Source organism: Vibrio agarivorans (assembly GCF_030409635.1).
GTDB classification, from domain to species: Bacteria; Pseudomonadota; Gammaproteobacteria; order Enterobacterales; family Vibrionaceae; genus Vibrio; species Vibrio agarivorans.
In genome coordinates this window covers 84,092-97,402 of the sequence record NZ_JAUFQF010000002.1, presented here as the reverse complement: position 1 = coordinate 97,402, position 13,311 = coordinate 84,092, and the positions used below count along the sequence as shown (strand labels likewise).

Sequence of the window (13,311 nt, the reverse complement as noted above, 5' to 3'; positions counted from 1 at the left end):
CTTTAGTGTTTACGGCACAATAGTTTAGGCAAGGTGGTAGCGTTGCTCACCACTTAACGCGGCGTTATGCCACAATCAATCATCCAACCTTTTCATGGCTTTACGGTAAACATCGCTACGTTCGCGTTTCCCAACGGCTAAGACGGTTACAATGATGACATCGTCTTCAACTTTATAGACGAGACGGTAGCCCGATTGACGAAGTTTAATTTTATACATGTTGTCCGCTCCAGAAAGCTTTGAAGCCGGAACATGTGGGTTCTCTATGCGCTCGATTAACTTTTTCTTAAATTGTTGTTGCAAAGTCGAGCCAAGCTTTTTCCACTCTTTGATCGCACTCTTTTTAAAGTCGAGTTTATAGGTCATCAATATTTACCGAAATGCTCTCTTCAGCTTCACGCTCTTTAGCGATAGCTAATAGCTCAAGATCTTCGAGTCTGTCCATCATCATTTCGTACGCTTCGGCAGGTACGCAATAAAAAGCTGGTTCATTTCGGTTTAATACAGCAACAGGTTCGCCATACGCGCTAGTTGCGACTTTCATAGGGTTAGCTTTCAACTCGGTAATGCTTGCAGCAACATCTGCCAAAATTCTAGTGGTCATATATTCAGTCTCTTAAGTGGTCTTTATTTGGGTCATTTTAGTCTCAACCAAGCGGTATAACAAGTTGCTTAACAAAGACTCCTAACGCTTGGCGAACTCAACTCACAGTTTAGACTCCGTGTTTAGGGCATAATATTCAAGTTAAGTGGCATTGCGTTGTCGCTTGTTAGCAAGGCGTTATATTCTCTCTCGTTCCGTAAAATATCCGTACAAATTGAATGTACTTTAAGTTTGCACTATAATCTTTCAGGTTACGGAATGAATCCGTACATAGGAGGGGTTATGGCAACAGCACGTTTAGATATCCGCCTTGATGAAGAGATCAAGGCAAAAGCCGAAAAAGCATCGGCTTTACTTGGTTTAAAAAGTCTCACTGAATATGTAGTGAGGCTTATGGACGAAGATGCGACTCACGTTATTGAGGAGCATCAAAGTATTATGGTTAAAGACAGTGTCTTTGACGAGTTTATGGCTGCATGCAATAAAGCAAAAGCACCGAACCAAGCGTTGCTTGAAGCTGCCAAATTTACAGATGAGAGCGGTATTAAGTGAGTTGGGGTAAAGAGTTCGTAGAACTTAGTAAATCAAAGCATGACCGCAACTCATTCGACTGTGGTGAGCATGAGTTAAACGCATTTATCAAAACTCAAGCTGCAAAGCACATGCAAGCAGGTATTAGCCGAACAATGGTTTTACCTAGTGCCCAACCACTGATAAATCAAAAATTCGCTATTTGTGCATTTTATAGTGTTGCCCCGAGTTCAATTAGCCGAGAAACATTACCGGCACAATCAGATAAGAAACTTCCTAGGTATCCAGTCCCTGTTTTTCTTTTGGCTCAATTAGCTGTGCACAAGGAGTTTCATGGCTCTGGGCTCGGAAAGGTTAGTCTAATTCGTGCGCTGAAGTACTTGTGGGAAGTGAATCATCACATGAGGGCCTACGCAATTGTTGTCGACTGTCTGACAGATTCTGCTGAAGCGTTCTACACGAAGTTTGGCTTTGAAGTCTTGTGTGAGCATAATGGGCGTATTCGTATGTTTTTACCAATGAAAACGGTAGAACATATTTTTAATCAATAGCCTACGAATATAACAAGTATTTAAGAGTGATTCGCAACGCTTGGCATTTTTGCTTCTGCTTGAATTTTAGTGTTTATGGCACATTGCTTTAGGTAGGGGGTAGTGTTGATCACCCCTTAATTGGTCTATATTCGGTTTTTCATCGGACTCTTTCCGTCACCCTGATGATATTCGCTTGATGCCGACCTTATTCGTTAGACAGTATTTGTAACTTCCAAATTAAACTGGTTCTAGCATCTCGGTCTGACCTTATTGCCATCAATTGCTATTGCTTTGACTCGGTAAGGGCTAACCGCTTATATAGTTAGCTTTATACTCGTTATCAGTCGTTAATAATGCCCATATTATTTTACGGCACAATGGGTTAAGTTCAGTGGTCGTGCGTTGCTCACCACTTAATTCGGCGTTAGTTCCCCAGAGGAAACAATCAATCCGTAGGAAATTTTTGTTTCTGGTGGAGTACACGCATAACTCGGATGATATCGCCCTCGACCCAGTAAGAGACAATCATCGAAATCTCAGGAATAATGAGTAATCGTCCGCGGATGCCATCTCGTTGTACACCCATTAAAGGTTGTTCAAGGAATTTTTCTACTTTTGCTTCAATCAGGTAGTCAGTCTTTTCTGCTGCATCAGGGTTGAAGTCATAGAGAAACTCGAAGATCTTTTCACGATCATTAAGTGACTCTTCTTCCCATAAAATCATTGCTTACCTCGATTACGGATTCTGGCTTTGCGCTCTTCCATTCGAGATTTAGCAGTTTGGTGCTCGACGAAAACGGACTTCCCTGAGTCAAACTTCTCAAATGCTAGGTTTACTTGTTCAGTTAGCCATGCATCGTGAGATAATGTTTTTCTTTGTTGTTCAGCGAGTTGCTCAGTAAGTTCACGGCATGCGTCACTCAGAGTGCGACCTTGGCTCTCCGCCATTTGTTGAGCTAGGCGTTTTGTTTCTTCATCAACACGAAATTGAATTCTAGTGTCCATGATTTATTCCTTTGTTGGTGTGTGTACAAATGTTAGCACTAGGCTTTGAGCTAGGCAACTAACAGCATTTAAGCAGACAGCCAACGCTTGGCATTTTTAACTCGATCTAGCTTCAGTGATTTCGGTGGTAAATTCGAGTGTATTGGTAGTGTTGTAAGCTGCTAAATTGGGCAACATGGACTTCCACTGTTGTCAACATTAGCTACCGCTGACAACAGTGGATCGGACAGCAGGTCTACATTCAGTGTTTAATAGGATTCTGTCTGTCACCATGATGGATAGTCACTTTTTTAGCCTAACCAACAAGGATACATATCGCTGTCACGACACTTTATCTGAACGGATTAAGTAAACCGTGTTGTTGGGCGTTGGTGTATGCAGTGCGCGTTTTGGGAAAGGCTGGTAGGATAAGTTTTGCGGCTTGCCCTAATTTGGCTAGGTAAAGGAGTACAAAGTGGATTCATATAGTATCAAAAATGTTGTTTTCGACATTGGTAATGTGGTTGTTCGTTGGGCTCCAGCTGAGATTGTGCGGCTAACCTTTGGAGACAGCGACTCGGTTGAAGCACAAGTAAAATCTATATTTCAGTCTGAAACTTGGTTAAGTTTGAATAAAGGACAGATCTCAGAAAATGATGCTAAAGCTCATTATCAACAAGCTCTGGGTTTCTCAGAGTTGGAATGTGAACGCCTGTTTTACTACATCAAGCATACTCAAATACTTATCTATGGGGCAGTGGAGCTGATTGAACGCTGTCAGGCTGCGGGTTATAGAGTCTTTGCCTTAACGGACAATGTTCATGAAATCGTGTCACACTTAAAAGCGACCTATTCGTTTTGGCCGTTGTTTGAGGGCGCGATTGTTTCGGCTGAAGTGGGTTTATTGAAACCTCAACCTGAAATATACCAGTCACTTTTGAGTCAGTATGCGTTAGCAGCTTCAGAAACCGTGTTCATCGATGACATGCCTTATAACGTCACGGGAGCAGAAGCGGTGGGGATAGCGGCCATCCAGTTTAATAGTGCCTCGCAATGTGAAGATGCGTTAATCTCATTGGGCCTGCAGTTTTAATCGTAACAGAATTAGGAAATCATCATGGATTCTGCACATATCGGTGAATTAGTCTTAAGTGAACAACAGATTCAACAGGGCGTAGAGATCGTTGCTGACAAGCTAAATAGCCAGTTCAGTGAGGCTGTGATCATTACTGTTGTACCTGGCGGAATCTTGTTTACCGCAGACCTTGTTCGTAAGCTGAAATTTGCTATTAAAATGGACTATATCTCTTGTCCTCATACGCCGGGTGACTCTCGAAAATGGGTAACGGGCTATTTGGAATATCCGTTTGGCAGAGGGATAAACTTTCAGTGGGATGTGAGTGATATTGCTTCACTGTACGCGAGAGTGCAATCCAAAGCGCCAGATGTCGTTTACCTGCCATTAGAAAGCAAGTCATACACGGTGGGCGATAGCGTTGCCACGCAAACTCAGTTTATCGTTCAAAGCCCAGATGGATACCTGTTTCGTTTTTGTGAAGACGTTATTTAGAACCCGCCCGCCCATGCTTGAAACTCATCTATATTTTTGATCACTGCTTGCGTTTTTAGCGCAGGGTAATAGGGTAGGCCAAGTAGTTCATCAGAGGGAAGCGTCACTTTCGACCAAGAAGCGAGAGTTAATGCAGCGCGAAACTGACTTGAGACCCCGCTTGGTATTGACTACAATGCGGCACTATTAACTCAAATGTAGGTCATGAAAATGAGCGACAACAACTCAAAGCCAGCTTTACCTGATCGCCTTGCAGGTAACCCACGCAGCCAATTCTTTGTAGAAGAGTGCTTCCAGCATCAGATCGGTATTCGTCTAAATGGCAAAGAGCGTAACGATGTTGAAGAATACTGCATCAGTGAAGGTTGGGTAAAAATCCCTTCACCGAAAGCAAAAGACCGTTGGGGTCAGCCAATGCTGATCACGCTAAAAGGTACTGTTGAAGCTTACTACGTTTAATTCGTTTTTTGCTTAACGTTATATCAATGCATAGAAGGGCGACTTTCTATGCATTATTTTTATCTGGCCTGCCTTTTTCTCTGTATTTTTGTAGAGATTTTTTTGCCAGCTCTCGCGTAATCCTCTGTAAGCCTTTACCATAGTGCCTCGTTTTTCGATAACCAATGGTAACTTATGTCTTTCCCTCCATGTCCTAATTGTCAGTCTGAATACGTTTATCAAGATCAAGAAAACCTCGTGTGTCCAGAGTGTGGCCATGAGTGGAATCCGACAGAAGTGGATGAATCCCTGTTGATGAAAGACGCGAACGGCACTGCGTTGTTGGAAGGCGATAAAGTGACGTTGGCTAAAGACCTGAAAGTAAAAGGCAGCTCACTGGTGTTAAAGATTGGTACCAAAGCGGTCATCAAGCGTATTGTTGAAGGCAAAGATCATCAGCTTGATTGCAAAGTGGATGGTGCGGGTGACATGATGATCACGGCCAAGTTCGTTAAGAAGGCCTAAAGCTGAGGTTAAGCGAAATCTGTCAAGAAGGTATAGCAGAGCAAGGTCAGTCGTATTCATAGCCGACTGACCGAATGATTTATTTACTGATAATTTTTATCGCGGCGCTCACGGCGTTATCGATGTCTTGCGGGTTTTCATAGCGACCTGCGCTAGCAGGGCCTAATACGTTTGAGTATAAGGCCAATTGTTGCTCGCGCGATAGCTCGAGGCGATCATAGAGGGTTTGGCGTATTTCTGCGTGGTCTCGATGTTCATGGTCCGACAGGTTTTTCAAAGTGTCATACATGAGAGTAGTAATGGGGGGCATACGATTCTCCTAGCAACTTTGTTGTATGTCGCTCCGTTATAGCGCGAAAAATAATCAAATACCCCATCATTAGTCACAATTTCTTCATGGTTATTTCATAAAACTAAGGTTGCGTTGCTAACTGAGCGAAACTCGCCATCGCTTTGGTCATATTCTCTACAAGCTTGTCACACCCTTGCGCTTGATGTCGATCCGCCAGATAACTTGGCGCGTTGTAAGAGAACCAAACGTCTCCCTGTTCATCTTGTGATACTAGCGCTTTCAAAGGTAAGTCAATTCCAGCGCTTTGTGCGCATATCATCAACTTGGAGCCCACCATAGGGTTGCCGAAAATCAGTAATTGCGTAGGGCGCAAATCAATACCTACATCTTCTGCTGCTTTGGCGTGGTCTATTCTGGCAAAGATGGTCATTCCTCTCTCATCTAATACGTTTTCAAGGCGCTCTGCGGTGGCGTCCACACCATGATGGCTTTTTATGGTGATTAAACCATTATCCGCATACGCCGAAGACACCAACAGGAATGAAAGTGCGATGATGTGAGTAATTAATTTCATTTGATTCTCCTAACCACTGTTTGTTTTTGGGGGTTTAGTGAGTATAGAAGAGTCAATGAGAAACAAGGGACAGCGGTAGTGTGGTAAGGGAGTGCTTTTTTTAGGGGGATACGGACAGGCAAGTTAATGGCCTGTCCTTGATAAGCTGGTCTTAAATTACGTTTCTATGCAATACGCTGCTTTAGTGCTTGATAAGCGTCACTATGTCGATCTTCTGATGCACACACACTCAGCATATCATCGATAAAGTGTACTAGTGCGCGGTGCTCAATCTGCTTGATCTTGTCTTGCTGCGATTTGGTTAGCATGTGGTACATGCTGGCTGCGCCAAAGTCACCGAAGATGATATTAGCTTGTTCATCAAATAGTGTGTTGTGCGCGTAGAGGTCGCCATGGCAAACCTGATTATTGTGCAGGTGCTCAAACACATCGCTCATTTCTGCCACGATTTTTTCAATTTGAGCGATCGTTAGTGTAAAGCCTGGAGTGAACGTATCGCGTGTGCAGCTATCTAGGCAGGGTGGCAAGCCCAGGTTTCGGTAATGGGCAGGAATCAGCTCCATAATGAGGGCTAGATAATTAGGCTCATTGACTTGAGCAAGTGATTTCACAAGGTTTGGGTGATAACCCAACTTAAGACACGCCTGCAACTCATCTTCTGGGTAGCCATCGCTGGTGATCTCTCCTTTGAATACTTTGACAGCGACTTCATTTGGGAACTCATCTTGCGATTCATTCCACACCGCCTTTGAAATCACCCCAGAGGCACCTTGCCCTAGCACCTCTTTTAGCATGTAGCTTTGAGAAGCGATCTCAGGCACGGTTTGTGAGTGAAGGTTGCATTGGCAGAACGGGTTTCCTGCAAAGGCAAACCATGCCAGTTGTGGTAGGTCGAGCAACTGCTCTGGGCATTCTGTCAATTGGTTAGCAGAGATGCGCAGCAGTTGTAGGTTGTGTAATTGGCTCATGGATTGCGGCAAGCTTGTTAAGCGGTTGCCTGCAAGCGCGAGCTTTTGCAGTTTTGGCCTTTCGCCGAGCGAGTCAGGTAGCGCTTCGAGTTCATTGTCGGTCAAAATCAACCAACGCAACTTAGGCGGTAGCGAGTTCTCTGGCACGTAATTGATTTTATTCGCTTTAAAACCAATCATCTCTAGGTTTTCACACTCGCCAAGCACTTTCGGCAAGGTTTCAAATCGGTTGTTTGAAGCAAAGATGATCTTCAGTTTCGTCAGTTGTGTGAGCTCATCGGGTAGGTCGTTCAACTGATTATCGGTGAGATCAAGGATCTCTAAACTGTCAGCAAGCGTTAAGATCTCCATTGGAAATGAGGTGAGATTTTCTGCGATTTTAAGGCGACTGATACCGGCCAGTTCACCGGATTTAAGTTGAGCGAGAGTGTGCAAAATGACGAGTCCAAACTGAGTTAACTTTTTAATCGGCGGCTAGTCTACTAAAAACTCAATCAAATGTGGCATGTAATCACAGTCAAAAGTCGGGTTGTTGTCGTGACGACAAAAAAGTCTGTTTGTTGATGGCGGGTAAATCACCTACATATAGCGCCTCAAAAATGACGGGCAGATATACATGAACAAACTGATCGATGCACTTGCTAAGGACGGCTACTACATCTGGGACGATTTTTTAACACAAGACGAAGTCGTACAACTGCGTGATTGCATTCCAGACAACTGGAAAAAGGCAAGGATCGGTCGTAATGATGATGTCTCACGGATTGAATCTATTCGTAGCGATAAGATTCAATGGCTCAAGCGTGATATGGGGGCGTCCGTGTCTTCTTTTCTCGATAAGATGGAGCAGATCCGCCTAGAGGCGAATCGTCATTTCTTCTTGGGCTTGTTCGAGTATGAGGCACATTTCGCCAAATACGAAAAAGGGGATTTTTACCAAAAGCACCTAGACTGCTTTAAAGGTAATGAGAACCGTCGTTTGACTACCGTGTTCTATATGAACGAAAGTTGGGATGAATCGGACGCTGGTGAACTCGTGGTGTATGACCTTAACGACAAGGTGATTGCTAAAATCCCCCCACGCTCTGGTCGCTTGTTTGTATTCTTATCTGAACAGTTCCCTCACGAGGTTTTGCCGACCCATGCTGAGCGTTTCAGTATTGCGGGTTGGTTCCGTATCAATGGTGTCAAAGACAATCAGCTGGATATTGCGTACTAGCCACTCGAGCAGATTATCCCTCCCCCTTGAAAAGGGGAGGGGATAAAAACTAAGGAGACTTAGGCGCTAGCGTTGCCGTTATAGGGCAGTGGTCGCTAAGTCGATGGTCTAGAACATCTCGAACGGAATAGACGCTTTGACGCACCTTACTGCTCGATAGATCGTTGCTGACGATGATGTGGTCAATTAAAGAGCGGAACTGGTGAGTTTTATAGGCACTCTTATTTGATCGGACTTTGCAATCGGCCGGCGTATTCATAGTGGCGAGATGCATGTCTCCATGCACACGAATACTCTCCCAAACCCAATCGGTTGGGTAGTCGAGTTTGTGGTTAAAGTCGCCGGCTATTACATATGCTTGATTCTGCTCTTCGCGCTCCGCTATCCACTCCCCTAATGCTTGTGCTTGTTGTTCTAGCTGGTGGCAGGCGTAGTTTTCCCTTTGCGCACCGCTACAGCCTGCTTTTAAGTGAACTGAGAGCATGTGCACAGGCTGTGAGGAGTCTGGTGCGAGAACAATATAAGACGCAAAGCGCAGTTTGCTGTTTCTCTTGCTAACCAGCGGAAAATCATCATGGTTGTCGTAAGCCAAGCGATGCTTGATGGCAAAGCCAGTATATTGGTTGATATCAGGAAACTGATGGTGTTGGTACTTTTCTCCAGCACGATCGGAAAGGACAATATGATAACCACTGCCGACCACTCGGCGAATCGCATCTATATCATTCACCTCTTGAAAAGCGAGCACATCAGGAGACAGGATCTTGAAGTAACGTTTGAGGATCGTGTAGTCGTCATTGGTGCGGATAGACTCGGGGATCGCCTTGTCATGCTCAGAACTTAGCCATTCAATGTTCCATGTCACCACCTTTAAGGGGAAAATACTGTCTGTTGCTAAAATGTGAGGGCAGGGTAGCCACCCAAGCAATATGACAAAAAGAGGGGAAATCCAGTGCTTCATAATCCGTCCGTTGATTAGAAATTTCGGTAAGCCTTTATCCTATCAGCACTCTGTAAAAAGCAATCAATTTTTTATTAATTTTTCTCGTTTTCATTGTTTCAACACCGAGTGAGAGTGGCATAAAATTATTGAGAGAATCTTATTCGGTTGTCGAATTTTATTGATCTAGATCATTACTTTTGAATGGTGCTTCTCGTTAAATACGCCCACAATATGTAGTGTCAGTCTAATAATAAAGCACCCTATATAGTGTATTTGTGGATAACTCTGTGAGTATGCTGGGTAAGGAGAAAAGGTGAATCCTATCGTAATCAAGCGTGATGGCTCACGCGCACCATTCAGCCGTGATCGCATCCAAGCAGCAGTAGAGAGTGCGGCAGAGCACAGCAACAAAGAACTTGCTATCTATGCTCTTAACGTCGCTTTGGCTGTTGAGTTAAAGCTCGATAATTGCGAAGAAATCCATATTCACGAAATCCAAACTCTAGTTGAAAACGAGTTGATGCAAGGCCCTTATAAAGAGCTGGCCCGTGCTTATATCGAATACCGTCACGATCGCGATATTGCGCGTGAGAAACAGAGTGCATTGACGCGCGAGATCGAAGGTTTGATCGAAGAGAGCAACCTGGATCTTATCAACGAAAACGCAAACAAAGATGGCAAAGTGATTCCAACACAGCGCGATCTACTTGCGGGTATCGTTGCAAAACACTACGCAAAAACACATATCCTGCCACGTGATGTAGTCACCGCACACGAAGTGGGCGACATTCACTACCACGACTTGGATTACGCACCGTTCTTCCCAATGTTCAACTGTATGTTGATCGATCTAAAAGGCATGCTAACGCGTGGCTTTAAAATGGGTAACGCTGAAATTGACACACCTAAGTCAATCTCAACCGCAACGGCTGTAACAGCACAAATTATCGCACAAGTCGCTAGCCACATTTACGGCGGCACGACCATCAACCGCATTGATGAAGTGCTGGCACCCTACGTGAAAGCAAGCTACGACAAACACCTGCAAGTTGCACAAGAGTGGGAGATCACTGACCCGCAAGCATTCGCAACAGCACGTACAGAAAAAGAGTGTTACGACGCGTTCCAATCTCTTGAGTACGAAGTAAACACACTGCACACAGCAAATGGTCAAACTCCTTTTGTGACTTTCGGCTTTGGTCTTGGTACTAGCTGGGAATCACGTTTGATTCAACAATCGATTTTGAAGAACCGTATTGCAGGCCTTGGTAAAAACAAGAAAACCGCAGTATTCCCAAAATTGGTTTTCGCTATCAAAGACGGTTTGAACCACAAATCAAGCGATGCTAACTACGACGTCAAGCAACTGGCGCTAGAGTGTGCGTCTAAGCGTATGTACCCAGATATCTTGAACTACGACAAAGTGGTTGAAGTTACAGGTTCATTTAAAACGCCAATGGGCTGTCGTAGCTTCCTAAATACGTTTGAAGAGAACGGTGAGCTGGTACACGAAGGTCGCAACAACCTAGGTGTTGTGAGCTTGAACCTTCCGCGTATTGCTCTGCAAGCCGATGGTAGCATCGAAAAGTTCTATGAACTGCTTGATGAGAAATTGTTGATTGCTCGTCGCGCGCTTGAAACTCGTATCACTCGCCTTGAGAACGTGAAAGCCCGTGTTGCACCGATCCTATATATGGAAGGCGCATGTGGTGTTCGCTTGAACGCGAATGACTCTATTGCTGATATCTTCAAGAACGGCCGTGCGTCAATTTCTCTTGGTTACATCGGTATTCATGAAACGATTACTGCTCTAATGGGCACTGACGTTCACATGTACGATGATGCAGAGATGCGTGAAGCGGGTCTTAAGATCATCAAACACCTAAAAGAAGCGGTGAATGGTTGGGCTGAAGAGACGGGTTATGCCTTTAGTCTTTACGGTACACCAAGTGAAAACCTATGTAGCCGTTTCTGCCGCATCGATACCAAAGAGTTTGGTGTGATTGATGGCGTGACTGACAAAGGTTACTACACCAACAGCTTCCATCTAGACGTGCAGAAGAAGGTGAACCCATACGATAAGATTGACTTCGAGATGCCTTACCCAGAAATCTCAAGTGGTGGCTTTATCTGTTACGGTGAGTTCCCGAACATGCAGAAGAACATTGAAGCACTTGAGAACGTTTGGGATTACAGCTATTCACGCGTACCGTACTACGGCACCAACACGCCAATTGATGAGTGTTATGAGTGTGGCTATAACGGCGAGTTTGACACCACAAGTAAAGGCTTTACGTGTCCGAAGTGTGGCAACCACGATTCAACCAAGGTATCAGTAACCCGTCGTGTTTGTGGTTACTTGGGCAGCCCAGATGCGCGTCCATTCAACTTTGGTAAGCAAGAAGAAGTGAAGCGCCGCGTTAAGCACCTGTAATTAGAATAACCAAAGATAATGACTTGCTCTTTGGTTGAATAATGAGCAGAATAGCCGGCCTCGTTAGAGGTCGGTTTTGTTTCTATAGTCGGTTTACGTGCAGCTTGTAACGTTCAATGCCGGCAACAAATGGTAGCCCAATGAATTATCACCAGTATTACCCAATTGATGTGGTCAATGGACCTGGCACACGTTGTACACTCTTCGTTTCAGGATGTGTTCACCAGTGTCGTGGTTGCTACAACCAGTCTACGCAAAGCCTGAACTCTGGTGTGCTATTTACTCAAGAAGCGGAAGATCAAATCATCGCTGACTTGAAAGACGAGCGCATCAAGCGTCGAGGTCTGTCACTCTCAGGTGGAGATCCGCTTCACCCAGCCAATATTGATGACATCTTACGCATCGTTAAGCGCGTCAAAGCCGAATGCCCAGACAAAGACATTTGGGCCTGGACGGGCTACGAGCTCCACGAGCTGGATGAGCACCAACAGCAAGTCTTGCCCTATATCGACACACTAATCGACGGTAAGTTCGAGCAAGACAAAGCCGACCCAAGCCTAGATTGGCGCGGTTCGAGCAATCAGATTATTCATACGTTTACACTGTAATTTTTTGGCCCTGAGCGATTGCTTGGGGCTTTTTCTTTAAGGACTGTTTCATGGAAGAAGCATCAAAACACTATCTAAATCGCTATCTCAGCACGCTACCCAACAACGATCCTCGTTTAACGGCCTCTTGTTCTTCAGATTATTTCTGCGCTGACAAATACAATGCTGATCTATGTGCCCAGCTAATAAAACAAGGCATCAAAACGGCGACTTGCAGCATGGCACATTGGTATCTTGAAGAAGGGGAGCTGATGCCAACTGTAGGACACCTACAAGTAGTCACAAACTGGGAAGGCGCCCCGCAGTGTATTATCGAAATTACCCAAGTTGAGCTTTGTCGTTATTGTGATGTGACGGATGAGTTTGCGGCTGCTGAAGGTGAAGGGGATAAAACCTTGCGCTGGTGGCGTGATGCGCATTGGCAATTTTTTAGTAAAGAGTGTGTAGAGCTAGGGATAGATCCATCACCAGAGATGACACTCGTCCTTGAGCGTTTTAAGGTTGTATATTGCGAGTAGATAAGCGTTAGAATTGCGGTTCGATGATCACAAACTGATTGGTGCCTGCAATAGGGGCATACCAGTCGCTGCCTTGGACATAGAAAGTCGCACCATCGACAGTGACGGTAGTGACATTACTCGGTAGAACATCGACAATTTTGCCATGGTTCGAGGTGTCGACTGCTGGCGCAGTGTTGGTCACAGTCGTGGTTTGTGTGGTTGACGCAGAGACTGGTGGCTGCTCTACATAGACATAAGTGTCACTGCTGCGCTTATAGTACGCATTGTTAATCACGGCATAGCTGATCCCAGCAATCAGGACAAAAGTCGCACCTGCAGGGACTTTTTTGTAATGATATGAACGATGCACAGGGGCTTTCTTCACTGGGCGATGTGACGGTTTAATCACAACCACACTCTTACCTTTCGGCTTTTTAGTCACAACTGGTGGTTGCTTAGCTAAAATAGGTGTTGAAACCAGCATTAGCAGCGTGCCCGCGACAACAAATCTTTTCGTGATTGAATGGGTCATATGAGTTACTCCGTTCGTTTAATCTTTGCGGTGCAGTGTAGCGCCTACAAAGTCAA

19 protein-coding genes are annotated in these 13,311 nt (G+C 44.9%); 10 read left to right on the top strand and 9 right to left on the bottom strand.

The features are described 5' to 3' along the window. Window positions 1–75 precede the first annotated feature (75 nt). Together QWZ05_RS06015 and QWZ05_RS06010 are read right to left on the bottom strand one after the other, a co-directional pair. Window positions 76–366, bottom strand: coding sequence for a type II toxin-antitoxin system RelE family toxin (locus QWZ05_RS06015; RefSeq protein WP_264876015.1), 291 nt, complete (start codon window positions 364–366; stop codon window positions 76–78). Further along, a complete protein-coding gene (locus tag QWZ05_RS06010) occupies window positions 356–604 on the bottom strand; it encodes a type II toxin-antitoxin system Phd/YefM family antitoxin (RefSeq protein WP_264876014.1) in 249 nt (82 codons plus the stop codon). Before QWZ05_RS06010 ends, QWZ05_RS06015 begins: the two co-directional genes overlap by 11 nt. A 282-nt stretch (window positions 605–886) precedes the next feature. On the opposite strand from QWZ05_RS06010, the gene QWZ05_RS22305 reads away from it, so the two are divergent. Together QWZ05_RS22305 and QWZ05_RS06000 are read left to right on the top strand one after the other, a co-directional pair. Continuing rightward, window positions 887–1,156: a type II toxin-antitoxin system TacA family antitoxin gene (locus QWZ05_RS22305; RefSeq protein WP_307726627.1), complete on the top strand. Its 270-nt coding sequence runs from the start codon at window positions 887–889 to the stop codon at window positions 1,154–1,156. Further along, on the top strand, window positions 1,153–1,686 hold the full coding sequence (locus QWZ05_RS06000; RefSeq protein WP_264876013.1) for a GNAT family N-acetyltransferase: 534 nt from the start codon (window positions 1,153–1,155) through the stop codon (window positions 1,684–1,686). Before QWZ05_RS22305 ends, QWZ05_RS06000 begins: the two co-directional genes overlap by 4 nt. A gap of 427 nt (window positions 1,687–2,113) precedes the next feature. On the opposite strand, the gene QWZ05_RS05995 is transcribed toward QWZ05_RS06000, so the two are convergent. Together QWZ05_RS05995 and QWZ05_RS05990 are read right to left on the bottom strand one after the other, a co-directional pair. After that, a complete protein-coding gene (locus tag QWZ05_RS05995) occupies window positions 2,114–2,392 on the bottom strand; it encodes a type II toxin-antitoxin system RelE/ParE family toxin (protein ID WP_264876012.1) in 279 nt (92 codons plus the stop codon). Further along, window positions 2,389–2,673 (bottom strand): type II toxin-antitoxin system TacA family antitoxin, encoded by a 285-nt coding sequence (locus QWZ05_RS05990; protein ID WP_005398409.1) that lies wholly within the window; start codon window positions 2,671–2,673, stop codon window positions 2,389–2,391. Before QWZ05_RS05990 ends, QWZ05_RS05995 begins: the two co-directional genes overlap by 4 nt. 454 nt (window positions 2,674–3,127) lie before the next feature. On the opposite strand from QWZ05_RS05990, the gene QWZ05_RS05985 reads away from it, so the two are divergent. The 4 genes from QWZ05_RS05985 (at window position 3,128) to QWZ05_RS05970 (ending at window position 5,185) form a co-directional block, all read left to right on the top strand. After that, the gene (locus QWZ05_RS05985; RefSeq protein WP_290297249.1) at window positions 3,128–3,745 is read left to right on the top strand and encodes an HAD family hydrolase; all 618 of its coding nucleotides are present in this window, start codon (window positions 3,128–3,130) and stop codon (window positions 3,743–3,745) included. A gap of 24 nt (window positions 3,746–3,769) precedes the next feature. Further along, complete coding sequence (locus QWZ05_RS05980; RefSeq protein WP_290297247.1) at window positions 3,770–4,222, top strand: hypothetical protein; 453 nt, start codon at window positions 3,770–3,772, stop codon at window positions 4,220–4,222. Between the two features lie 210 nt (window positions 4,223–4,432). Next, complete coding sequence (locus QWZ05_RS05975) at window positions 4,433–4,681, top strand: DUF3297 family protein (protein ID WP_264876009.1); 249 nt, start codon at window positions 4,433–4,435, stop codon at window positions 4,679–4,681. Between the two features lie 174 nt (window positions 4,682–4,855). Further along, window positions 4,856–5,185, top strand: coding sequence for a zinc ribbon domain-containing protein YjdM (locus tag QWZ05_RS05970; protein ID WP_290297245.1), 330 nt, complete (start codon window positions 4,856–4,858; stop codon window positions 5,183–5,185). A 79-nt stretch (window positions 5,186–5,264) separates the two neighbouring features. Here the strand turns inward: QWZ05_RS05970 and QWZ05_RS05965 are convergent, their stop codons facing one another. The 3 genes from QWZ05_RS05965 to QWZ05_RS05955 form a co-directional block, all read right to left on the bottom strand. After that, window positions 5,265–5,495, bottom strand: a complete 231-nt coding sequence (locus QWZ05_RS05965; RefSeq protein WP_264876007.1) for a PAS factor family protein — start codon at window positions 5,493–5,495, stop codon at window positions 5,265–5,267. A 103-nt stretch (window positions 5,496–5,598) separates the two neighbouring features. After that, entirely contained in the window at window positions 5,599–6,051 is a 453-nt protein-coding gene (locus QWZ05_RS05960) for a DUF302 domain-containing protein (protein ID WP_290297243.1), read from the bottom strand. A 164-nt stretch (window positions 6,052–6,215) separates the two neighbouring features. Then, on the bottom strand, window positions 6,216–7,454 hold the full coding sequence (locus QWZ05_RS05955; RefSeq protein WP_290297242.1) for a leucine-rich repeat-containing protein kinase family protein: 1,239 nt from the start codon (window positions 7,452–7,454) through the stop codon (window positions 6,216–6,218). Between the two features lie 181 nt (window positions 7,455–7,635). On the opposite strand from QWZ05_RS05955, the gene QWZ05_RS05950 reads away from it, so the two are divergent. After that, a complete protein-coding gene (locus QWZ05_RS05950; protein ID WP_264876004.1) occupies window positions 7,636–8,238 on the top strand; it encodes a 2OG-Fe(II) oxygenase in 603 nt (200 codons plus the stop codon). 49 nt (window positions 8,239–8,287) lie between these two features. Here QWZ05_RS05950 and QWZ05_RS05945 read toward each other — a convergent pair whose 3' ends face one another. Further along, window positions 8,288–9,199: an endonuclease/exonuclease/phosphatase family protein gene (locus QWZ05_RS05945; RefSeq protein WP_290297238.1), complete on the bottom strand. Its 912-nt coding sequence runs from the start codon at window positions 9,197–9,199 to the stop codon at window positions 8,288–8,290. A 295-nt stretch (window positions 9,200–9,494) separates the two neighbouring features. Here QWZ05_RS05945 and nrdD point away from each other — a divergent pair, with 295 nt between their 5' ends. The 3 genes from nrdD (at window position 9,495) to QWZ05_RS05930 (ending at window position 12,741) form a co-directional block, all read left to right on the top strand. After that, window positions 9,495–11,615: an anaerobic ribonucleoside-triphosphate reductase gene (gene nrdD, locus QWZ05_RS05940; protein WP_264876002.1), complete on the top strand. Its 2,121-nt coding sequence runs from the start codon at window positions 9,495–9,497 to the stop codon at window positions 11,613–11,615. 140 nt (window positions 11,616–11,755) lie between these two features. Then, window positions 11,756–12,223, top strand: a complete 468-nt coding sequence (gene nrdG / locus QWZ05_RS05935; protein WP_264876001.1) for an anaerobic ribonucleoside-triphosphate reductase-activating protein — start codon at window positions 11,756–11,758, stop codon at window positions 12,221–12,223. A 50-nt stretch (window positions 12,224–12,273) separates the two neighbouring features. After that, on the top strand, window positions 12,274–12,741 hold the full coding sequence (locus QWZ05_RS05930; protein ID WP_264876000.1) for an ASCH domain-containing protein: 468 nt from the start codon (window positions 12,274–12,276) through the stop codon (window positions 12,739–12,741). A gap of 7 nt (window positions 12,742–12,748) precedes the next feature. Here the strand turns inward: QWZ05_RS05930 and QWZ05_RS05925 are convergent, their stop codons facing one another. Then, window positions 12,749–13,255 (bottom strand): hypothetical protein, encoded by a 507-nt coding sequence (locus QWZ05_RS05925; protein ID WP_264875999.1) that lies wholly within the window; start codon window positions 13,253–13,255, stop codon window positions 12,749–12,751. Between the last annotated feature and the right edge of the window lie 56 nt (window positions 13,256–13,311).

What these genes read in the sequence shown, in the direction of transcription:
- QWZ05_RS06015 (WP_264876015.1), bottom strand. Translation starts at nt 366, where the DNA reads ATGACCTATAAACTCGACTTTAAAAAGAGTGCGATCAAAGAGTGGAAA.
- QWZ05_RS06010 (WP_264876014.1), bottom strand. Translation starts at nt 604, where the DNA reads ATGACCACTAGAATTTTGGCAGATGTTGCTGCAAGCATTACCGAGTTG.
- QWZ05_RS22305 (WP_307726627.1), top strand. Translation starts at nt 887, where the DNA reads ATGGCAACAGCACGTTTAGATATCCGCCTTGATGAAGAGATCAAGGCA.
- QWZ05_RS05995 (WP_264876012.1), bottom strand. Translation starts at nt 2,392, where the DNA reads ATGATTTTATGGGAAGAAGAGTCACTTAATGATCGTGAAAAGATCTTC.
- QWZ05_RS05990 (WP_005398409.1), bottom strand. Translation starts at nt 2,673, where the DNA reads ATGGACACTAGAATTCAATTTCGTGTTGATGAAGAAACAAAACGCCTA.
- QWZ05_RS05980 (WP_290297247.1), top strand. Translation starts at nt 3,770, where the DNA reads ATGGATTCTGCACATATCGGTGAATTAGTCTTAAGTGAACAACAGATT.
- QWZ05_RS05975 (WP_264876009.1), top strand. Translation starts at nt 4,433, where the DNA reads ATGAGCGACAACAACTCAAAGCCAGCTTTACCTGATCGCCTTGCAGGT.
- QWZ05_RS05970 (WP_290297245.1), top strand. Translation starts at nt 4,856, where the DNA reads ATGTCTTTCCCTCCATGTCCTAATTGTCAGTCTGAATACGTTTATCAA.
- QWZ05_RS05965 (WP_264876007.1), bottom strand. Translation starts at nt 5,495, where the DNA reads ATGCCCCCCATTACTACTCTCATGTATGACACTTTGAAAAACCTGTCG.
- QWZ05_RS05960 (WP_290297243.1), bottom strand. Translation starts at nt 6,051, where the DNA reads ATGAAATTAATTACTCACATCATCGCACTTTCATTCCTGTTGGTGTCT.
- QWZ05_RS05950 (WP_264876004.1), top strand. Translation starts at nt 7,636, where the DNA reads ATGAACAAACTGATCGATGCACTTGCTAAGGACGGCTACTACATCTGG.
- QWZ05_RS05945 (WP_290297238.1), bottom strand. Translation starts at nt 9,199, where the DNA reads ATGAAGCACTGGATTTCCCCTCTTTTTGTCATATTGCTTGGGTGGCTA.
- nrdG (WP_264876001.1), top strand. Translation starts at nt 11,756, where the DNA reads ATGAATTATCACCAGTATTACCCAATTGATGTGGTCAATGGACCTGGC.
- QWZ05_RS05930 (WP_264876000.1), top strand. Translation starts at nt 12,274, where the DNA reads ATGGAAGAAGCATCAAAACACTATCTAAATCGCTATCTCAGCACGCTA.
- QWZ05_RS05925 (WP_264875999.1), bottom strand. Translation starts at nt 13,255, where the DNA reads ATGACCCATTCAATCACGAAAAGATTTGTTGTCGCGGGCACGCTGCTA.